This window comes from Priestia sp. MDV22-iso46 (assembly GCF_058629175.1).
Genome location: NZ_JBZVWT010000023.1, coordinates 1 through 19,696, shown reverse-complemented (window position 1 = coordinate 19,696; position 19,696 = coordinate 1). Strand labels below are relative to the sequence as shown.

The following is a 19,696-nucleotide window of genomic DNA, read 5'->3' as shown; positions in this document are numbered from 1 at the left end:
GTTCTCTTGAAGTATCCAATAATAAAATAAAGGACCATTTGCTTTATAAGGTTAAATTAAATGGGTACCTATAATGTTGATTATGTTAACTACCTTTGCATATGATATACAGCTTAAAAAACGAAAAAAACTACTGGCTCATCAGGAGCCAATAGCTTTTTTCGTGACGTAATTAGAAGTTAGTCGTGATGATTTTATACATCTTAAGTAGTTTGTTCAAAGTATGGAGAAATTATGTATAAAAAAACAACTACCCCAATTTTGAAAGGTAGTTGTTTCTTTTATAACAAGGGTATAGTAGATGATGTTCTTCTAAACATCTCGGTTAGTTTGCTTGAAATATGAAATTATATTCTTTAATGAACTCATTTTTTGATATCAGTGGGAGAATAATAAAACAAGATTTGGAGACGTTATACATGTGCATAGCAAGAAAGGTGGCACACTATCATGAATTTCGTAAGGAGGATAACAATGGGTATTTTAAGTGGAAATCCTACAGATGAACCGATGCATTATGGTGAGGTATTTGGAACATGGTCATATCTTTCTACTTCAAAAGGGTTAGTAGCTGGCTATCAAACTTTTCTAAATCATGTAGGAGACAAGGATCTACATAAGTTAGTCCAAGAAACAATCGAACAATGCCAGCAGGAAATGAAAGGTATAGAAACGTTATTAAAAGCAAATGGAGTGGCTTTACCACCGACTCCACCTGAACGTCCAGAGGCATGTTTAGACGATATTCCAGTAGGTGCACGTGTTCAAGATCCCGAAATTGCTACAGCTATTTCAATGGATATAGCTGCTGGTCTAGTTGCTTGTAGTCAACTGATTGGACAATCTATTCGTGAAGATATCGCAGCCATGTTTGCACAAATTCATATGCAAAAAATAGCTCTTGGTGGAAAGTTTCTACGACTTAATAAAGAAAAAGGCTGGTTAGTTCCTCCTCCTCTTCATAAGTCTAAAAATACGGATTGTTAACGATTAGCTTTCTATAGAAAAAAAGGTGTCTCTTAGCAAATAGAGATACCTTTTTTATTTCCTAGAAGCCGTTTTATGTTAACTAATGTTGCATATCATTGTCATCTTAAAAAATAGAAAACCAACCTCTGAGTCCTAAAGGTTGGTTTTCTGCTCTTGGAGAAGAGATTCGTGTTGGATTGCTGGATGCCTCACGGCATCTTGAGTAGTTTGCTCCATTTACTGTTTGTTATTCTTCCATTACATTTTTAATCCAGCTTAAAATCACTTCTAAACCATCTTTGTTAAACAGATAAAAATAGCGTTTGCCTTCTTTCACCAAATTAATAAGGTGATTTTTCTTTAATTCTTTGAGATGATAAGACAATTTAGTATTTGAAATATTGATACCTTCTTCATTTAAAATCGTTAAAATATCCATTGGACAAAATCCATCCTTTGCCTCAAATGTATCAGGTAAAAATTCTCTCCTTTCACGCTCAAATTGTAGCATCTCAATAATTCTTATACGTATTGGATCCTGAAGTACTCTAAATGTATCGGTTACATGATTATGTTTTATCATAAATTTATTATAATCGTTAGGTTATTGACATTTCAAATAAATTTGAATCATAATAATAATAATTCAAATTTATTTGAAATGAGGGGATTTTCTGTATGAGGTTCACACGACAAGAAATTATTAGCCTAGTAAGCATTTGTATTGGTAGTTTTTTAATTATTTTAGATACAAATATTGTAAACATCATCATTCCACCCTTACGCCAACAACTCAATTTAACCATTTCACAAACGTCATGGATCGTGAATAGTTATGTCTTGGCGTTCGCTTCACTAATATTATTCTTTGCTAGATTGAGTAAACGGATTGGAGCAAAAAATGCATTTATTGCAGGGATTAGCATTTTTATGATAGGTTCATTATTTTGTGGTTTATCAGTAACTTATAATAATTTACTTATTTCTCGGGTTCTCCAAGGAATTGGGGCAGCTTTGTTTGCTCCTGTTGCTACCACACTGCTATCTTCAACTGTAATAGAACCACAAAAACGTGCCCTTGCATTCGGTATTTGGTCAGGTACATCAGGCATAGGTTTTGCATTTTCCCCTATGATTGGAGGATTTTTCAATGAATTATGGGGATGGAGAAGCATTTTTTTTATCAATATACCTTTTACTTTGATTGTTATTGTAACAGCATTTACAGCTATTAAAGATATTAAAAAAGAAGATATTTCAATGTTTATAAAGGAGCAAATGACAGTAGTACTACTTATTTTTACATTTGTATATATAACTCATGAATATAAAATGATGATCCAATTTCCATTTCTGTTTATGACAGGATTCCTAACGCTACTGTTTTTGGGGTGGAACTATGGTAAAAAGTTCAAACAGAATCTTACTCACGTTGTACAACGACAAATGTTTTCAAGATTAAATATTTCAAGTTTGATAAATGGTTTCACTTATAACTTTTCAATATATGGAATTATATATTTCATCTCCATTTACTACCAAGAAAATTTGCATCTATCATCCCTTGAAACCGGTATTAAATTTCTGCCATTAACATTATCTGCGATGTTGTTATCATCGTTTTTATCACCCATATTAGTTAATAAGTTCGGGAAAACTTTAACACAACAACTTTGTTTATTTGCAATTATAAGTGGAAGTATAATTTTATTCGTTTACTTTTCGATAACAAAAGTACCTCCTCTTATTCCAGCCAGCTTTATCCTTCTAGGTTTTTCTGGAGCAATTGCTCCTGTATTAATGAATGCAGCCTTCTTGGCAACTGATGAAATGTACCATAATGAAATATCCTCTTTAGTAAATCTTGCACGTCAAATGGGCAGTGTTTTAAGTGTGATGATTGTTTCTATCATGTTAGATCTCCTTCCAAAGGAAATCGTTATACAGTATTTCATACTATGTACAATAATCATCTCTGCCCTAGCGTACACCTACTTATCCTGGGCAAACACATTTTCGATTAAATCTCTCCGATATAGTAATAAAAAGGATAGTACCCATCACCGGTAAAGATTTCTTTGCCAATTACTCATTAACAATATTCATTAAATAAGTAATGCCTTAATTAATAGGCATTACTTATTTTTGTACCTAGAACGTTGATTATGTTAACTAACTTTGTATATCATATACATCATAAAAAGAGAAAAAACTCCTGTCGTTGGTCAGGAGTTTTTCAGTAACGTATCAAGGTATTAAAAGTGATACTTCACGTATCTTGAGTAGTTTGCTCGTCATATGAAATATTATCCATAAAAATCAGAATATACGATTGAAGTTTGTCTTTGGCACCTAAAACATTGATTATGTTAACTTTGAGCTTTTGTAATATATGTTTTTACTGAAGGTGGTTGGTATGTATTAAATTGATCAAGTAACCCTTGTGGCTTTGTATCTACAAGAGCCATAGAACGATACTTTTCCTGTAAAAACTGTTCTTCCGTCATGTGATTAAATAATGATACAAGTGGTGTGTAATAGTTATTAATGTTTAAAAGTCCGCATGGCTTCTGATGTAAGCCTAACTGAGCCCATGTGAAAATTTCAAAGAATTCCTCTAATGTACCTGGGCCACCTGGTAATGCAATAAACCCATCCACTAGTTCTGCCATCTTGGCTTTTCTTTCATGCATAGATTCGACAACAATAAGTTCTGATAAGTTTTTATGAGAAATTTCTCTTTCTTCAAGAAAACTCGGCATGACCCCAATTACATGGCCACCTTCTTCTAAAACGGCATCGGCAACAGCACCATTACACCGACACTTGCGCCTCCGTATACAAGAGCAATATTACGCTTAGCAAGCTCTCTTCCTAAAGCTTTTGCTCCTTCAATATAAAGATCAGATGCCCCTTTACTTGAGCCACAAAATACAGCTAGTCTTTTCAAAAGTATCCCCTCCTAAGTAAATCACCGTTAATGATTATACATAATAATAGATCATTTGTTAAACTTAGGTGGATCTTTAAAAATGAAAGGTGGAACCAATCAATGGATGTAACAGAATTTCAACGATGGGTGAAGGACTACTATAAGATGAGAGGTTGGTCGGACTTAGATATTTTTGTTCGAATTGGCTTTCTTGCTGAAGAAACAGGTGAAGTTGCACGAGCTATTAGAGCTTTAGAAATTGGGAGAGATAGACCAGATGAAGTAGCTAGTACTTTAGAAGAAAATAAGAGAGAATTGACGGAAGAGCTAGGAGATGTGTTAGGCAACTTAATTGTAATTGCCAATAAGTATGATATTCCTCTAGAAGAGATCTTTCAATCCCATAAGGATAAACTTGCAGCGCGTTATTCTAGTTAAGGGTTAGGAGCTACATACTAATAAGCGATACGATATATTAAGCAAAATACATATTAACAATGGGGAGACAGCATATTTGGTCTCTCTTTTAGCATTTAATTCCTATAAGTTACATTATGTTGACTACAATTGTATATCCTATGCACTTTTGTACTAGTGGTTAAACTATTGGAGTGATAGCATTAAATTGAGTGAATTTATAAATAAATAAGGAGAGGTTAGAATGAAAATTCGTTCAGTAGAGGGAACAGATTATTACGTAATATCTCCATTAATTAACGAGTGGTGGAACGGTAGACAAATGTCTGATATGCTGCCAAAGCTATTTTTTGATCATTTTCAAAACACAAGTTTTATTGCCGAAGAAAAAGGTGAAATTATAGGGTTTCTAATTGGTTTCTTATCTCAATCCCATATGGATGAAGCATATATTCATTTTGTTGGAGTTCATCCAGAACATAGAGGAAAGAAGATTGGAAAACAGTTATATAGTCGTTTCTTTGATGTTATTAAACAAAATGGGCGAAATACTGTTCGATGTGTAACGTCCCCTGTTAATAAAGCCTCAATTGCTTATCATACAAAAATGGGATTTAGAATTGAACAAGGCGATAAGAATTTAGATAATGTAGCTTTACATACTAACTATGATGGAATTAATCAGGATCGTGTTCTATTTATAAAGCATTTGGTCTGATGTTGTAATAAGGGAAAATAACCAAAATTAATTTCTATACGAAATCCCCTTCCTAGAACACGTTTTATGTAAACATGTATTGGATTACATCTAAAACATCGTATTTTGTATTCTGTTTAGTTAACACAAAATAGATGGATCGAGATGAGGAAATTGAAAGGTAAAAACGTTAGGTATTTCATATCAAATTTTTCACCTTTCAATTTCATACTTATGTGCTGTGCACTCACTCTTTGCTTGATAAAGAAAGGTCTGTTTATGAATATAGAAGTAAATTAATTAATAAAGAACTAATTATCTAAATAAGTTTTTTTGACTTGAAGAACTCTAAAAAATGCCTAGCTGGTGTAGAGAGGTAATGATTTTTTTTCCATATTATAATTATCTTTGTTGCAAGAGTTTGGTCTTTAATTTCAATAAAGCGAAGGTTACTATCTGGTATCAAGGTCATCATATCTCGAGGAATTAAAGCTATTCCCATTCCACTACTTGCCCAATTGAGCATTGTTCTTGTGTCATCTATTCTGCACTTCACTTTGGGTTCAAATCCAGATTTTCTGCATGCTTCTTCTATATTATTTGCATATCTATTGTGAAAAAGTAATGGTTTATCTTTTAGTTCATCTAAATTCATAGATGTTTTGTTCATATCCAACAATGAATCCATGGCAGCTGCCATCATCGGTTCCTCTGGAAGACTAATATGATCAAATGTTTCTAAATTAAATGGTGTTCGAATAACCCCAACTTCCACTACTCCCCGTTTAACTAATTCAAGAATTTCAAATGTACTACTTTCCTTAATACGAAAATCAACACCAGGATAGGCTTTATGAAAGTCTTGCACTACTATAGGAACTAAGGTTTCACCAGCTGAAGAAATTGTGCCTATAGAAAGTACTCCTTGGGATCCCTCTTTTAAATCATTCAATTCCTTTGATGTTTTTTCCATAAGTTCAATAATTTGCTGAGCTCTACTCTGCAGGAGTTGTCCTGCATCTGTAATTTGCATCCTGCGAGTATTTCTTTGGAATAGTATAACTCCAAGCTCTTCTTCTAATAGTTTCAGTTGTTGGCTTAAAGGCGGCTGAGCCATGTGAAGTCTCTCTGCTGCTTTACTAATATTACCTTCCTCAGCTATCGTCAAAAAGTAAATCAATTGTTTTATATCCATACAAGACACTTCCGTTCATTTATATAGAAATCGTATATATATTACATGAAATAAGTATTTTTCATATATATTATACCCTGATAAACTTATTTTCAAAGGGGGAGATTACTTTTATGACCCTTTTTATCCCCCTTTCTTATAACAATTTAATAAATAAAATATTTACGTTTTGAAAGTTTGAATTTAGAAGTAAAGGAGTATCTCTATGCAACAAGAATTTAGTCATTCTCAATTTTCATTTGATTTAGATGGCACTGATTTAGGGATTTCAGCTATTCATCGCAGTGGTGAACTTTGTCCGATTGTTTTTCTACATGGTTTTGGGTCAACTAAAGAAGATTATGCTGACATTGTTCGACATTCGGCTTTTTCTAATCATCCATTTCTCGCATACGATGCACCAGGATGTGGAGAAAGCTACTGTTCAGATTTGTCTCAAATATCTATACCTTTTCTAGAAAAGGTTGCATTGGAGGTAATCAAACGCGTTAACTTCAAACGTTTTCACCTTGTTGGCCATTCGATGGGTGGACTCACAGCACTAATGATTGCTCACAAATATCCAGACAGAGTAGTAAGCTTTACAAATATAGAAGGTAACATTGCACCGGAGGACTGTTTTCTTAGCAGACAAATTATTCAATACCCTTATGATGATGCAGAAGAATTCTTTGAACATTTTATTGAACGCACACGCCATACGCCAGCATATTCAAGTGCTTTATATGCTTCAAGCCTACGACATAAAGTTCGAGCAGGAGCTGTAAGAGGAATTTTTGAATCAATGGTTCATCTATCTGATCATGCTGATTTAATGAGCAAGTTCCTAGGTCTCCCTTTTCCTAAAATGTTTATGTACGGTGACCAAAACAATAATTTAACATACCTTAATCATATTCAATCAGAAGGTGTTCGTTTAGAAGAAATCCCTAACTGCGGTCATTTCCCTATGTATTCCAATCCTCCATTAATGTGGAAAGCAATTGCTGACTTTCAAGAGAATGCAGAGAAAAAGCATTCAACGTTATCAGAAAAACATGTTCAATTAGAGGATGAAAATAAATAACCTAATATGATGAATTCAACAGTAACTGTACAAAAGAGCTATTTATATAAGCAAAATTACTTTCTTATTCGTAGAGTACTTTTGCTTGTTAAATAAATTATAAAAATTAGTTGGAAGGTGAAAACATGAATGCAGAGTACCGTGCAAGGTTTGGAAAATTATCGACTACTAATGTATCCGATGCACTAGATGCTCTTGGGCTAAAGGGATCTACTTATGGAATTAGCCCGACGTGGGAAGGCTGTAAGAAAATTATTGGAGAAGCAGTCACCGTAAAATTGGTTTCTGCAGGTCTTACTAAAAGTCCTAACCATTTAGGTGTACATGCTATTGAAGCTGCAAAAGAAGGAGATATTATTCTCGTTGATAACAGTGGACGATTGGATGTTTCATGTTGGGGAGGCATTTTGGCAAACGGAGCTAAAGCAAAAGGAGTTTCTGGGGTTGTCATCGATGGAGCCTGCCGTGACGTAGATGATTATGTTGAAGCTGACTTCAGTGTGTATGCAAGAGGTCCTGTTGTCGCAACAGCTCGAGGAAGAGTGATGGAAGAAGCAACAAATATAATGGTCCAATTTGGAGGAGTTCAAGTTCGCCCAAAAGATATTGTAATGGCTGATAGAAGTGGCGTTGTAGTGGTCCCTCAAGAGAAAGCAGAAGAGGTTTTACAAAGAGCAGAAGTACTATTTCAAAAAGAAGAAGACATGATAAAAGAAATTAGAAATGGTGCGTCTATGCTAGAGGTAGATACAAAATATAACTATGAAAAAATGCTTAAATAATAATTTTTAAGAAGAATTCCCCTTATATTCTAATATAAAACGAGAAAAATGAAATTTCACCCCACATAAAAAACATGTTAGATACTAATAAAAGAGGAGAATTAATTTTATGGAACCTATTATTGAATCTCTCACCAAAATAGATACTTCAACGATTTCTGATGCATTAGACAAGTTAGGGATTGACGGCCAATGTTTTGGTATTAAGTCTAATTCTGTTTCATGGAAAATTGCTGGACGAGCTTTTACAGTAAAATATGGGCCAGTATCTATTGAAAAAGGAACTGTAGGAGACTTTATCGATGATGTAAAACCTGGCGAAATAGTTGTTATTGATAATCAAGGTCGCCTCGACTGTACAGTTTGGGGAGATATTATGACAGGAGTAGCAAAATGTAAAGGAATTACGGGTACCGTCATAGATGGCGTTTGCCGAGACACTAACCTCATTCTTGAATTAAATTATCCAGTGTTTAGTTCTAGCCGTTATATGCGAACGGGTAAAGATCGAGTACAAGTAGATTCTATAGGAGAAGCAGTATCTATTGCTAATATTCGTGTTCGTCCTGGCGACATTATAGTTGGCGATGCTGATGGTGTTGTAGTTATACCTCAAGAGATAGAAGAAAAAGTGCTTACAGTTGCAATTGAAATTGAGGGAGCAGAACATCAAATTCGTTTAGCAACAGAAAAAGGGATGAGCTTAAAAGAAGCACGCTCTTATTTCAATTATCACAGCCTACAAACAAAAGGAGAGTAAAAGGATACCATGAGCAATGTCGGATTCAGAATTTATCAACATATCCCTCGTCCTTCTAAACATTTAATTGATTCTTTTGCCAACATTCCCGTATCTAATATTGCGGATACGATGAATCGTACTTTTTGTATAGGGGATAAGATTAGAGCCTATAACTCAGCATCACTTGTTGGAACGGCCTTTACAGTCAAAACCCGTCCGGGAGATAATTTGATCCTGAATAAAGCGATTGATATGGCTTCTCCAGGAGACGTCATTGTGGTCGAAGCAAAAGGTGATACAAGTAATGCTTTAATTGGAGAATTGATGATTACTTGGGCTCAAAAACGAGGAATTTCAGGATTTGTAATCGATGGAGCTATTCGAGATGTGAATCATATTAGAAACATGACTATTCCTGTGTATGCAGCAGGCGTAACACCAGCTGGGCCATATAAAGATGGACCAGGTGAAATTAATACACCCATATCTTGTGGAGGTGTAACTGTTCATCCCGGAGATATTCTAGTTGGTGACCAAGATGGAATTGTAGTTATTAATCCTAAGGATGCACCGAGAGTTCTAGAGAGAGGACTTGAAACAGTAGCGAAAGAAGAACAAGTCATGGCTGATATTAAAAATGGAACTTGGGATAGAGCGTGGATAGATGAAATGCTCCATAAAAAAGGATGCGAAATCTTGGATTAACTAGTTACAGATCTTTTAATATCCGACAATCAAAAAAAATAAGGAGATTGTGTGATGGAAACTAGAGTTGCACCTCATGCTCAAGGTAAAGTGTATGTTGATAAACTGTTTGGTACAGGTATGGCTGCTAAACAAGCAAGCATTCAATATGGTAAGGAGAATGTAGTAGATGCTTCAATGGGTGCTATTACAGATGATACTGGAACATTAATTTGCCTACCAACTGTAGAAGAACAATTTCGTAAAATGCCTATTCAAGAGATGATTAGCTACAGTCCGGTTGCTGGTATTCCAACTTTTTTAGAAGCTGCCATTAAACATACGTTTGGCGAGTATACACCAGATGCATATATACGCGCAGTCGCTAGTGCTGGAGGCGCTGGAGCCATCTCTAATGCCATTTGGAATTATTCAAACGTCGGTGATACGATATTAACTCATGATTGGTATTGGACTCCGTATACAACTATATGTAGAGAAACTGGAAGGTTTCTACGAACATTTGAATTATTGAACAATGAAATGCAGTTTAATTTAGAATCGTTTTTAATGTCGGTTAAACATCTACTCTTTGAACAGGATTATTTAGTCATTATTTTGAATTCACCTAATCACAACCCTACGGGGTATAGTATTTCCAATGAAGAATGGGATGAGATTCTTAAGATTATTGTACAGGAATCTCATAATACTATGAAAACTATTACGTTAGTTGTTGATATTGCGTACATTGATTATACATCGAATCCTACTCAAGCACGTTCATTTATGAAAAAGTTCGGTAATCTCCCTGCTAACATACTTGTAACATTTGCTTTTAGCATGTCTAAAGGATTTACTGCGTACGGTCAACGAACTGGTGCATTAATTGGTGTATCATCAGATAAAACTGTAATTGAAGAGTTTGAAAACGTGACTCTAGTAACGAGTCGCGCCAGATGGTCAAATGTAAACCGTGGTTGTATGTCCCTGCTAGGTACTATCTATAATGATGATTCTCTTTTAACTAAAGTTAACTCTGAACGAGAAAAATATAATATGTTAATTAAAGAACGGGCTGATATTTTTCTTCATGAAGCCAAGAAAGTGGATCTTAAAGTATTACCTTATTATTCTGGTTTTTTTATTACAATTCCCTGCAAGAATCCAGAAGATGTAAGCAATCGGTTAATCGATCAAAAGATATTCGTAGCACCACTTTCAATGGGAATTCGTATAGCAGCATGTTCTGTTCCATCTACACAGATGTACGGCCTTGCAACTAAAATTAAAGATGCCATGGTAGCATCAAACAACGTAACTTTATAAAACCTGATATTAAAAAATTCTTTAAATAAAAATCCTGTTAACCTAACAGGATTTGATTAATAATACAATAAATTAATTGTTATTTAAGTAAATGAGGAATTCATCGGGCTGTAAAGCGATTTTGAAAAAAAGCTTTACAGCCTTCTCTATTTTGAAAATTCCACTGCGATGAGAATTTAAATACAGTAAACGTTTAATTTATCCTACTTGCTGTTATTAGGCAAGATATGATGGAAATTTATATATATAAAATGAGAGGTTTGTATAAGAATGAGTTATATTGAACGTGGAACCATTGCTTTTAAGAAAGTTAATTTAGCTTTATTTGCAGGTGGTTTTAGTACCTTTGCTATACTATGGGGAACACAACCCTTACTACCTGAAATATCAAGAGACTTTCAAGTTTCACCAGCTACTTCAAGTTTAGTACTTTCCTCGACAACAATTGCTTTAGCAGTCAGTATGTTGATCTCTGGTTCTTTATCAGAGGTATTTGGACGCAAACCCATTATGACATTATCTTTAGCATTGTCTTCTATTCTTTCTATATTAACGGCACTTTCGCCTGATTTTCATTTGTTGATTTTAACAAGGGTATTACAAGGGATTGTGTTAGCAGGACTTCCAGCTGTTGCAATGGCTTATTTAGGTGAAGAAATCGAACCTAAAAGCCTAGGAATGGCAATGGGTTTATATATAAGTGGAAATTCAATTGGAGGGATGTCAGGGCGTATTATTGCTGGGGCATTAAGAGATTACATCAATTGGCATGCAGGCCTTATTGGTATTGGGGTTATCACATTACTATCTAGTCTTATCTTTTGGTTATTGCTTCCGCGTTCTACCAATTTTACACCTAAAAAATTCGTGTTTACACAACTTATAAAATCACTATTTAACCATCTTAAAAAACCAGCCCTTATTTGCATCTTTATCATTGGTTTTTTAGTAAGTAGTATTTTTGCATCTTTGTACAACTATATTGGTTTTGAACTTATTAAACCACCTTATAATTTGAGTCAGACACTAGTTGGATTTATATTTATTGTTTATATCGTCGGTACCTTTAGTTCTACATGGATGGGCTCACTTTCAGATAAACATGGAAAAGGGAAAATATTATATATTTCTCTTTTTATCTTGTTAATGGGTAGTTGTATCACATTAAACACAACTATGTGGATCAAAATTTTAGGGATTGCTGTTTTCACCTTTGGTTTTTTTGCATCACACTCTATTGCAAGTGGGTGGATTGGTAAAGTATCTACACATGACAAAGCACAAGCTTCATCGCTATACTTATTTTTTTACTATAGTGGATCAAGTATTAATGGAACGACCAGTGGATTAGTCTATAGTCACTTTGGATGGAATGGATTAGTCACTTTAATTGCAAGTTTTTCTGTACTCGCAATAGTAGCTGCTGTTTGTTTAGTTAGTATTACAACAAAAAAATCAAAGTATGCTACTAGAATGGGTTTATCAAGAAATTCGAAGTGTAAGTAATAAGAAGCTTCTAAGAAAGTCCTTCTTAGAAGCTTTTTGTTTCCGATAAAATCCATTATGGTAACTAGAAATGACATATACAGATTAAAAGTGAAGAGACTACCTAATGCTTAGGTAGTCTCTTCTATCCTTGTTGTAATTGATTTTTAAGTTGTTGTACAATAGTAGAATTTGCTGGAGCAGCTGGTTGGTAATAATTTTTTTGTTTTGCATACTCATACACACTACGTTGGCGTGTCTCGTCCTGATTACGTATTTGAATAAGTGTCTCATATAATTGTTGGTTATTTGTTTGGCTAATAATATTGGCATAACCTGTTAAACTTGCGTTAAGACCTGCTAAATAATCATTTACGATATCCTTTTCATTCATCTTTATCTGTCTCCTATCCTAAAAATGAAATGAGCTGTTGTTTTGTATTTCTAGCGTCACGTGCATCTTTTTGTAGCATTGCTGTAAGCTGTGGGTCATTGCATTCTTGTGCGTATTGTTCTAATTTATTAATCAGTGTCCCATGTGCTCCAATAAGATGGCGCAAATTCTCTACTTCTAGCTCCGTCAAGTTTTGCATATTGATTTCGCTTCCTTTCTTCATTCATTCCTCTTTATTATGAAACAAATAAAAAAAGATATGCTTAATAAAAAATAAGATGAATTGATGAGACAGTGGATATAACTTTTCATAAACGTTACTATATATAAATCACATTACGTTAAGTAAATAATTAAGTATCCCGTTAAATTGATTAGTTTTATTATTTAAATAAATTGGCCACAAATAGAGATTGTTACTTCTTATCATAACTAACCTATCTTCTACTTCCCTTTCAAGAAATTGATTCTTTTATGGAATACTAAAAGAAAATCTCCAAACATTTAATATTTCTAGGTTTTCAGCAAGATATATTTAGCTAAAAATATAAAACAATTGTTTTTTTATATATAAGTAAATATATAAACTACATTACAAAAAATAAAGTTTTATCATTTACTTTAACTGATGACAAATAGCGTCTTTTTCTACAAGTTGAGTAATAGTTAAAAGAATTTTAATAAAAATGATTTATTAAATACTTTAATTCATGATATAAATTTATCTATTATCTATTGAGTTAATAATAATATTAATTTCATACTTTATAAAAAATATTTATTAATTAATTTATATCAATTATTACTATTTTTACTATAGTTGTTTTAAAGAGATTCCTAATTAGATGTATCGAAAAATTTATATTATTTTTCTACTCTGGGAAAGAAAAGAGAAATAAAAAAGGATGCCCGCAGGCATCCATATGACAAAAAATAAAATATATCTACAACATTAAACTCAATCAGCTTTCACACTTGATGTTAAAATTCAAATTGTTTTAGTTTTTAACAGCTTTTTCCCAATCAGTTGCAAATTTTTCAATTCCTTGTTCAGTTAAAGGATGTTTTACTAATTGCTCGATAACGGAGTAAGGAATTGTTGCAATATGAGCACCTGCCATTGCTACACGAGTTACATGATCTGGATGTCTTACAGATGCAGCAATGATTTGAGAATCGATGTTTTGAACACGGAATAGTTCTGCGATTCTAGATACTAAGTGTACTCCATCCTCTGAAATATCATCTAACCGCCCTAAAAAAGGAGATACGTAGGTTGCACCAGCACGAGCAGCTAAGAGAGCTTGATTCACTGTGAAAATAAGAGTTACATTTGTTTTTACACCTTTTTTAGAAAGATAACGAGTAGCTTCTAATCCAGCTAACGTCATAGGAAGTTTAATCGTAATATTTTTATCGCCATCATTAATTTTAATTAATTCTTCAGCTTGAGCAATCATATCTTCGGCTGTAATTGCATCAGGTGTTACCTCTGCTGAAACAGATTCAACTTCTGGCACCATCTGAAGGATTTCTTCAATACGATCTTCAAATCTTACGCCTTCTTTTGCTACTAGAGATGGATTGGTTGTAACGCCAGATAAAACTCCCACTTTGTATGCTTTCTTAATGTCTTCAAGGTTTGCAGTATCAATAAAAAATTTCATGATTTCTTTCCTCCAATAGTTTGAAAGTCAAAATGTATTTTTTCTTTACAATAGAGTTATATGTATGAAATCTATACTTTCCCAGGCTTCAAGATAGCTGACGAGCTTCTTTTATTCTATCTGAAATTACCACGATCATAAAGTAAAACGCTTTCTATAAATGAATTCTTTTTCTTATTTATAGGTTTTTTATGAGATAGATTATAGAAATACTCTTCCTGATTCATTGGTAGCAGATCCCAAAGCAGGGATTAAACGTTTCATACCGAATTTTTATAATTAGAGAAGGTGTGATTTAATATAGCTATCCTAGGTAATAACAAAAATAAGGTAACTTTAGTTCGTACAAAAGACTAAAGAGGAGAAAGGAATTAAGATCCAACAATGAAATGTATTTCAATTGATTTAGATGGTACGTTATTAAACTCTCAACATGAAATATCTGAAGAAAATGTGAAAACCTTAAAAGAATTGCGCGAACAAGGACATAGCATTATTTTGAATACAGGCCGAGCCTATACAGACGTAATTAAACTAAAGGCGGTACAAAACATGGAAGTTCCTATTTTTTGTATTAATGGTTCTGTTTTATATTCAAAAACAAGAGAATTGCTGTATGAGGCAACTATATCTGTTTCTACATATAAAAAAATATTTTCAATTCTAAATGAAATTGGTGTAGGGATTCTTGTATACACTAATTATGGTGGCTTTCCTTCAACTTTGCCTCCATTACATAATAAAAGCAAGGAAGAGCTCGCCACTCTTTTTCAAGAATACAATTACGATGAAATTCTAAATAAAGACAACCTTAAAATCTATAAACTAATTGCTTTGGTACAGTACGAGCAATTGGAAAAAGTCGAAGAAGTAAAAAGGGCATTAGCTGATCAATTTGATATTTCGATGGCTTCTTCTTTTCCTAATAACGTAGAAATCACTTCAAACAAAGCTCATAAAGGAAAGGCTATATTGCGTTACCAACAGATGATGAATCTGAATTTTGAAGAGATTTTTGCTTTCGGAGATGGAGGCAACGATCTTGCTCAATTCGAGGTAGCAACTACTTCAGTTGCTATGGGAAATGCTCCTCTAGACATTCAACAAAAAGCTGATTTAATAACTAAAACAAATGATGAGGATGGATTTGCCTATGCAGTACGCCATCTTTTAAAACTAACAAAAACACGAGATGTTATATCCATGACATAACATTAAATTATGCCCGTTGCATTGAAGAAACCGTACCTCTGCACATTCTATAAAAATTCAGTTAAGCCACTCTAAAAGAGTGGCTTTTTTAGAAGGCTTTTAACCTTTAATTTATTAACTGTAGTTAATAAATTTCAATCGAAAAATATCACTTATTTTGCTAACATGTTCAACAAAATGAAAAGGAATAAGGGCGTTACTTCCTTGTAATAGCCTTATCATTGTATCTGTATTTTTCGCTTGTCACGTAAAATTTTATTGCCTCCAACCATCTAAATAGATGTACCTTTTCGAACTATCTATATTGAACAACCTCAATCATAAATTAACTATACACAGTTAAGGGGATTCTGGTGCAGAAGTGTTGAAATGTTGTTACTAAAAAGCTACCAGAAAAAATATCCTTTATATCGCGGTTAAATGTCTATTTATTGCAATTCTGAGTGTTTCTCATAATACTGTTTTTAGTGAAGGAGTTGGGGGGATTGAAAAAAATCATATACTGGATTATTTTTATTTTTTTGATTGTAGCTTATGTGACTGACATAGAAAACATTGACTTAAAGAATTTATTCTCTTTATCACACGAAAATACTACATCCTATGATAAATAAAGGAACTCGCCAAAGTAGTAGCAGGTTTAAGCCTGCTTTTGCTATATAAATGTTTCATATCTTAATTGAGCAACCTACCTAAGATGAATGAATCACCACCTTATAAGTAGTGATATGTAAAATAGAAAAAACCACTAGGATGGATTCTAGTGGTTTTACTGTTTAAAAATCGTTATATTCTTCTAAGTCGTCATCGTCTAATGAGCCAGATATATTTTCTAAATCTGCAACCTTTCCTTCTTTTAGTTGTAGAACCTTCGAAGGCTCTTCTTTTTGGAAGGAATCGTTTCCTACAAAACTTGTCGTTTTGGCTAATGTTTTTAAATCAGCTAATTCATTCTTGATATGTTCAAGCATTTCGTAGGTTTTTTTGTCTTCTATTGCTTTTCTTCCATTAGATGAATCATCTAGATCACGTAGAATTAAAGATGAAATATAGTCTCCTAACTTACGCGATTTAGCAGCTTTAGCTAGTTTATTATAAACTTCATCACTCAATCGATTTGTCTTAATCGTAAAGGCATTTTGGCGCTCTGACATCCCTATCACCTACGTTATTAGGATTTAACGGTTTTCTTCTCTGCTGCTTGCTTCTTTTGAACATAACCAATACTACGAATCTCCAAGCCAAATAAATTTAAGTGGCGGCTATCTTGGGGAACCTTATGATACTTCTCCGTACGTTCTTCTCCAATTTTCTCACGCATACTATTCATGATAGCTACTTCTAAAGTGGGAGCTACTCCGCCGCAATATACATACTTACGTAGTTTATTCGCTGGTGGTGGTGCGACGTCATTTAATTTAGCTAATAAAATCTCCACATATTCTCGTAGTGAAGATTTGATTGTACTTGTTAAATCAATAGATTCACCTGTATTCTCGTTTTTTAATACAAACTTTTGCTTGTTGTAGTTATCGAGAATAAATTGATCAAAGGCACGTAAGTCTGTAAATAATTCTAGAAATTTCTCTTTACGCAATTTATCAATATGAGCTAAATAAGGAATACCTTCAATGCTTTGGAACGATTCACGACTATTGGCAGCTTTCAACCCTTCTGGTAGAATAACCACATCAATGGAGCCACCGCCTATGTCCACCATGACTGTTTCACATTCTACATACTCATTGGCATCTTCACGATCTTGAAGCGTTAAGTCTTTTTTTAACGCAAAACGTGCACTTTCTCCCTCTTTTAAGCATGCACTTTCTTCTACTACTACCTTTAAAGTCTTCTCAAAACCAGGCGTATGCACGGTAAACGTATGATCACCTAAGAAACGATTGGCCATGGCTTTTTGAGCCGCGCCAAATGTGCTCTCTTTCTTAAGGAGCCAGATTGGTAACATGGTAGAAAAATAGTCAATTTCAATTGTATTGTCTTTTTTATCTTTGGCATGTAACGCATGGTAATACGCAATCGCTGCTAAAAAAGTGATGTATGGAATATGACTTGTAATTTTATTATGTAATTTATTAATGTGATTGTTTGCAAGCAATTGACTAGCTGCAATGTCACCTACTAAGAAATAACGCTCTTTCTCTTCCCCCTCAATGGTTGTAGAAAGTAAAATTCGCTTCTTAAATTCTTCTGGAGCTGTCACCGCATCTGTAAAGAACGAATCAGCAGCATCTTTTTGCAGTTCGACTACATTCGTTGGGAAATCAAATAGATACCCATCCATAATGTTCATATCGACAGAGTTACCGCAGTCTTTATTAAAGCGTGAAATTTTCATTTCTAAACACCTCTTTTTTCAAGTTGAACTTATATTCAACTTATTGTACTTGATATAGGATAAATATTCAAGATGTGGGAACAACATAATTATCTACAAAACATTACATATATCAACAATTATGCAAATTAAGTGGAACCTATATTCCCTACGATATTCAAATCTATTGCCTTATGTACCTTACTTTATATCATGAGTATAAAAAGAGTTTGCACCAAAAGGATGCAGACTCTTTTCGAAGCATAACTAAAAAATGAGCTTTTTCTAAAAGATACGTAATGCATAAAAAACGGTACGTTTGTACATACACACATCCCCCAAAAAATTCATTTATCATTCATATGAATGTGATGTACTTGTAGAGGAACTGATTATTTTTTTACAAATTTCATCTAATATTCAAAATAAAAGGCTACATCATTTTAAAATGATGTAGCCTTTTATTTTGAATATTCAGCTTTATCACACTTAAACTATCTACTAAAAGACAATGATATTTTTTAATGTGATGCAATTTTGGGTATTAATGTACCTTTGAAAATCTTATGCAGATAAGTCTGTGTCTTTTATATGCCTTTTTGTATTGTGTATCAGTTTTTTGAAGCCGCTTTCATTTAGATGAATAATATGGTAAACTAATAGATGCATATTGGTTCTTAAAATCAACTTCCAACAGTCCGTTACCCTTCGTGGTTACGGATTTTTTTTATGCTCTTTATAAAATGTAAGTGCTTTATTTTCCAATATAGATTATAATAGAAATGCATTTGATGTTAAATAGTTATATACACCTATATCATCTTACTTCATTGAACCTATTCCTTTGTGTGGGAATAGGTTTCTTTCTTTTACTGGTCCACTATGTTGGGAGCATACCAATGCTCAAAAGTTAGCCTGTAAAGCTTCAATTTTCTTCTTAAGTTTTTGGCTTTCTTCTTCCAATTCGATGATTCTATCTTGGAGTTCTTCGTTACCCAAGCTGTTTTCCAGCTCTTCAGATAGTTGTATTCGCTTTTTATGGATTTCAATTCGTTGTTTAGCCATCTCTTCTACCTCTTTATTTAATTGAAATTGTTCGTATGGGTTCATATGTATTCCTCCTTTATTTTTACTTTCAACATAAACAGGTATCCCTTTAAAATAGAGTCCAGTGAGTATTAACTACGAACATAGTGACTGCCCCAAACGCGCTAGCAATAAAGCTAAAATTCCATACAGTTCGCATCCAAACTACCAAAGATCCATATGTCTTTCTGAAGGCTACCTCACGCATAAAGATAAGATAAAGTACTGTAAGCCCATATACACCAAATGCTACCCATCGAAAAGTTTCTTGAATTTGAGGGGCTACTAAGGCAACTGCTACTAAAGCTACGGTGAAAATGAGGTTCACAACCATAAAAAATCTTACAAAACGCATCCACTTAAACCCTTTCTCATACAGTTTACCTGCATCTTGGTCTCCTTGTTTTAATTCTTCCATCATTCATTGCCCCTAGTATTTAGTTTTTATCTATTATAGCACGGGATGTTAGTTTCATTTTTAGATTACTAGTGTTAGTAAGTTCAACATTAGAAAAATTATCTGCAATTATTTCAAAGTTTTCCTATTAAAACTCCATACCTTATTCCATTAAAATCAGTTAATTATCTACCATAAATAAAAGAGCAGTTTGCATATGCAAACTGCTCTTTTGATGACCCGTACGGGATTCGAACCCGTGTTACCGCCGTGAAAGGGCGGTGTCTTAACCGCTTGACCAACGGGC

At 33.6% G+C, this 19,696-nt stretch carries 20 protein-coding genes, 1 tRNA gene and 1 pseudogene; 11 read left to right on the top strand and 11 right to left on the bottom strand.

What is annotated here, in order from left to right; translation table 11 throughout:
- The first annotated feature begins 474 nt into the window (after window positions 1-474).
- Window positions 475-987 carry a DUF3231 family protein gene (locus AC4NPH_RS30635; protein ID WP_491939350.1) on the top strand — a complete coding sequence of 171 codons (513 nt, stop codon included), beginning with the start codon at window positions 475-477 and terminating at the stop codon, window positions 985-987.
- 229 nt (window positions 988-1,216) lie between these two features.
- Here AC4NPH_RS30635 and AC4NPH_RS30630 read toward each other — a convergent pair whose 3' ends face one another.
- On the bottom strand, window positions 1,217-1,480 hold the full coding sequence (locus tag AC4NPH_RS30630) for an ArsR/SmtB family transcription factor (RefSeq protein WP_328265074.1): 264 nt from the start codon (window positions 1,478-1,480) through the stop codon (window positions 1,217-1,219).
- A 167-nt stretch (window positions 1,481-1,647) separates the two neighbouring features.
- Here AC4NPH_RS30630 and AC4NPH_RS30625 point away from each other — a divergent pair, with 167 nt between their 5' ends.
- Window positions 1,648-3,039: an MFS transporter gene (locus AC4NPH_RS30625; RefSeq protein WP_491939349.1), complete on the top strand. Its 1,392-nt coding sequence runs from the start codon at window positions 1,648-1,650 to the stop codon at window positions 3,037-3,039.
- A 299-nt stretch (window positions 3,040-3,338) separates the two neighbouring features.
- Here AC4NPH_RS30625 and AC4NPH_RS30620 read toward each other — a convergent pair.
- Window positions 3,339-3,919: pseudogene (locus AC4NPH_RS30620) on the bottom strand (LOG family protein).
- Between the two features lie 102 nt (window positions 3,920-4,021).
- On the opposite strand from AC4NPH_RS30620, the gene AC4NPH_RS30615 reads away from it, so the two are divergent.
- Together AC4NPH_RS30615 and AC4NPH_RS30610 are read left to right on the top strand one after the other, a co-directional pair.
- On the top strand, window positions 4,022-4,339 hold the full coding sequence (locus tag AC4NPH_RS30615) for a MazG nucleotide pyrophosphohydrolase domain-containing protein (protein ID WP_098598846.1): 318 nt from the start codon (window positions 4,022-4,024) through the stop codon (window positions 4,337-4,339).
- A 223-nt stretch (window positions 4,340-4,562) separates the two neighbouring features.
- Window positions 4,563-5,036, top strand: a complete 474-nt coding sequence (locus tag AC4NPH_RS30610) for a GNAT family N-acetyltransferase (RefSeq protein WP_098278510.1) — start codon at window positions 4,563-4,565, stop codon at window positions 5,034-5,036.
- Between the two features lie 298 nt (window positions 5,037-5,334).
- Here AC4NPH_RS30610 and AC4NPH_RS30605 read toward each other — a convergent pair whose 3' ends face one another.
- Window positions 5,335-6,210, bottom strand: a complete 876-nt coding sequence (locus AC4NPH_RS30605) for a LysR family transcriptional regulator (RefSeq protein ID WP_098315452.1) — start codon at window positions 6,208-6,210, stop codon at window positions 5,335-5,337.
- Between the two features lie 205 nt (window positions 6,211-6,415).
- Between AC4NPH_RS30605 and AC4NPH_RS30600 the strand changes: the two genes are divergently transcribed.
- From AC4NPH_RS30600 to AC4NPH_RS30575, 6 genes are all read left to right on the top strand, one after another.
- The gene (locus tag AC4NPH_RS30600) at window positions 6,416-7,276 is read left to right on the top strand and encodes an alpha/beta fold hydrolase (RefSeq protein WP_098315453.1); all 861 of its coding nucleotides are present in this window, start codon (window positions 6,416-6,418) and stop codon (window positions 7,274-7,276) included.
- A gap of 125 nt (window positions 7,277-7,401) precedes the next feature.
- The gene (locus AC4NPH_RS30595; RefSeq protein WP_098598844.1) at window positions 7,402-8,058 is read left to right on the top strand and encodes an RraA family protein; all 657 of its coding nucleotides are present in this window, start codon (window positions 7,402-7,404) and stop codon (window positions 8,056-8,058) included.
- 109 nt (window positions 8,059-8,167) lie between these two features.
- The gene (locus AC4NPH_RS30590; RefSeq protein ID WP_098598843.1) at window positions 8,168-8,818 is read left to right on the top strand and encodes an RraA family protein; all 651 of its coding nucleotides are present in this window, start codon (window positions 8,168-8,170) and stop codon (window positions 8,816-8,818) included.
- A gap of 9 nt (window positions 8,819-8,827) precedes the next feature.
- Window positions 8,828-9,505, top strand: a complete 678-nt coding sequence (locus tag AC4NPH_RS30585; RefSeq protein WP_098598842.1) for an RraA family protein — start codon at window positions 8,828-8,830, stop codon at window positions 9,503-9,505.
- Window positions 9,506-9,559: 54 nt separating this feature from the next.
- Window positions 9,560-10,813, top strand: coding sequence for a pyridoxal phosphate-dependent aminotransferase (locus AC4NPH_RS30580; protein WP_098315457.1), 1,254 nt, complete (start codon window positions 9,560-9,562; stop codon window positions 10,811-10,813).
- Between the two features lie 270 nt (window positions 10,814-11,083).
- The gene (locus AC4NPH_RS30575) at window positions 11,084-12,319 is read left to right on the top strand and encodes an MFS transporter (protein WP_491939348.1); all 1,236 of its coding nucleotides are present in this window, start codon (window positions 11,084-11,086) and stop codon (window positions 12,317-12,319) included.
- Window positions 12,320-12,443: 124 nt separating this feature from the next.
- Here AC4NPH_RS30575 and AC4NPH_RS30570 read toward each other — a convergent pair whose 3' ends face one another.
- The 3 genes from AC4NPH_RS30570 to fsa form a co-directional block, all read right to left on the bottom strand.
- Entirely contained in the window at window positions 12,444-12,692 is a 249-nt protein-coding gene (locus tag AC4NPH_RS30570; RefSeq protein WP_013060045.1) for a spore coat protein, read from the bottom strand.
- Window positions 12,693-12,705: 13 nt separating this feature from the next.
- The gene (locus AC4NPH_RS30565; protein WP_013060044.1) at window positions 12,706-12,891 is read right to left on the bottom strand and encodes a hypothetical protein; all 186 of its coding nucleotides are present in this window, start codon (window positions 12,889-12,891) and stop codon (window positions 12,706-12,708) included.
- A 799-nt stretch (window positions 12,892-13,690) separates the two neighbouring features.
- On the bottom strand, window positions 13,691-14,359 hold the full coding sequence (fsa, locus tag AC4NPH_RS30560) for a fructose-6-phosphate aldolase (RefSeq protein ID WP_057274208.1): 669 nt from the start codon (window positions 14,357-14,359) through the stop codon (window positions 13,691-13,693).
- A 384-nt stretch (window positions 14,360-14,743) separates the two neighbouring features.
- On the opposite strand from fsa, the gene AC4NPH_RS30555 reads away from it, so the two are divergent.
- Window positions 14,744-15,571 carry an HAD family hydrolase gene (locus tag AC4NPH_RS30555; RefSeq protein ID WP_097812006.1) on the top strand — a complete coding sequence of 276 codons (828 nt, stop codon included), beginning with the start codon at window positions 14,744-14,746 and terminating at the stop codon, window positions 15,569-15,571.
- 776 nt (window positions 15,572-16,347) lie between these two features.
- Here AC4NPH_RS30555 and AC4NPH_RS30550 read toward each other — a convergent pair.
- From AC4NPH_RS30550 to AC4NPH_RS30530, 5 genes are all read right to left on the bottom strand, one after another.
- Window positions 16,348-16,725 (bottom strand): hypothetical protein, encoded by a 378-nt coding sequence (locus AC4NPH_RS30550; RefSeq protein WP_097812005.1) that lies wholly within the window; start codon window positions 16,723-16,725, stop codon window positions 16,348-16,350.
- Window positions 16,726-16,742: 17 nt separating this feature from the next.
- Complete coding sequence (locus tag AC4NPH_RS30545; RefSeq protein ID WP_097812004.1) at window positions 16,743-17,927, bottom strand: ParM/StbA family protein; 1,185 nt, start codon at window positions 17,925-17,927, stop codon at window positions 16,743-16,745.
- 882 nt (window positions 17,928-18,809) lie between these two features.
- Window positions 18,810-19,016, bottom strand: a complete 207-nt coding sequence (locus AC4NPH_RS30540; RefSeq protein ID WP_049817094.1) for a hypothetical protein — start codon at window positions 19,014-19,016, stop codon at window positions 18,810-18,812.
- 46 nt (window positions 19,017-19,062) lie between these two features.
- Window positions 19,063-19,413 carry a hypothetical protein gene (locus AC4NPH_RS30535; RefSeq protein ID WP_491939347.1) on the bottom strand — a complete coding sequence of 117 codons (351 nt, stop codon included), beginning with the start codon at window positions 19,411-19,413 and terminating at the stop codon, window positions 19,063-19,065.
- A gap of 212 nt (window positions 19,414-19,625) precedes the next feature.
- Window positions 19,626-19,696: transfer RNA gene (locus AC4NPH_RS30530), tRNA-Glu, on the bottom strand.

Bases quoted from the DNA above. Each gene is read 5' to 3' on its own strand.
- AC4NPH_RS30635 (WP_491939350.1), top strand. From the start codon at position 475: ATGGGTATTTTAAGTGGAAATCCTACAGATGAACCGATGCATTATGGT.
- AC4NPH_RS30575 (WP_491939348.1), top strand. From the start codon at position 11,084: ATGAGTTATATTGAACGTGGAACCATTGCTTTTAAGAAAGTTAATTTA.
- AC4NPH_RS30555 (WP_097812006.1), top strand. From the start codon at position 14,744: ATGAAATGTATTTCAATTGATTTAGATGGTACGTTATTAAACTCTCAA.
- AC4NPH_RS30625 (WP_491939349.1), top strand. From the start codon at position 1,648: ATGAGGTTCACACGACAAGAAATTATTAGCCTAGTAAGCATTTGTATT.
- AC4NPH_RS30595 (WP_098598844.1), top strand. From the start codon at position 7,402: ATGAATGCAGAGTACCGTGCAAGGTTTGGAAAATTATCGACTACTAAT.
- fsa (WP_057274208.1), bottom strand. From the start codon at position 14,359: ATGAAATTTTTTATTGATACTGCAAACCTTGAAGACATTAAGAAAGCA.
- AC4NPH_RS30585 (WP_098598842.1), top strand. From the start codon at position 8,828: ATGAGCAATGTCGGATTCAGAATTTATCAACATATCCCTCGTCCTTCT.
- AC4NPH_RS30610 (WP_098278510.1), top strand. From the start codon at position 4,563: ATGAAAATTCGTTCAGTAGAGGGAACAGATTATTACGTAATATCTCCA.
- AC4NPH_RS30630 (WP_328265074.1), bottom strand. From the start codon at position 1,480: ATGCTACAATTTGAGCGTGAAAGGAGAGAATTTTTACCTGATACATTT.
- AC4NPH_RS30605 (WP_098315452.1), bottom strand. From the start codon at position 6,210: ATGGATATAAAACAATTGATTTACTTTTTGACGATAGCTGAGGAAGGT.
- AC4NPH_RS30565 (WP_013060044.1), bottom strand. From the start codon at position 12,891: ATGCAAAACTTGACGGAGCTAGAAGTAGAGAATTTGCGCCATCTTATT.
- AC4NPH_RS30615 (WP_098598846.1), top strand. From the start codon at position 4,022: ATGGATGTAACAGAATTTCAACGATGGGTGAAGGACTACTATAAGATG.
- AC4NPH_RS30545 (WP_097812004.1), bottom strand. From the start codon at position 17,927: ATGAAAATTTCACGCTTTAATAAAGACTGCGGTAACTCTGTCGATATG.
- AC4NPH_RS30570 (WP_013060045.1), bottom strand. From the start codon at position 12,692: ATGAATGAAAAGGATATCGTAAATGATTATTTAGCAGGTCTTAACGCA.
- AC4NPH_RS30540 (WP_049817094.1), bottom strand. From the start codon at position 19,016: ATGAACCCATACGAACAATTTCAATTAAATAAAGAGGTAGAAGAGATG.
- AC4NPH_RS30590 (WP_098598843.1), top strand. From the start codon at position 8,168: ATGGAACCTATTATTGAATCTCTCACCAAAATAGATACTTCAACGATT.
- AC4NPH_RS30580 (WP_098315457.1), top strand. From the start codon at position 9,560: ATGGAAACTAGAGTTGCACCTCATGCTCAAGGTAAAGTGTATGTTGAT.
- AC4NPH_RS30600 (WP_098315453.1), top strand. From the start codon at position 6,416: ATGCAACAAGAATTTAGTCATTCTCAATTTTCATTTGATTTAGATGGC.
- AC4NPH_RS30535 (WP_491939347.1), bottom strand. From the start codon at position 19,413: ATGATGGAAGAATTAAAACAAGGAGACCAAGATGCAGGTAAACTGTAT.
- AC4NPH_RS30550 (WP_097812005.1), bottom strand. From the start codon at position 16,725: ATGTCAGAGCGCCAAAATGCCTTTACGATTAAGACAAATCGATTGAGT.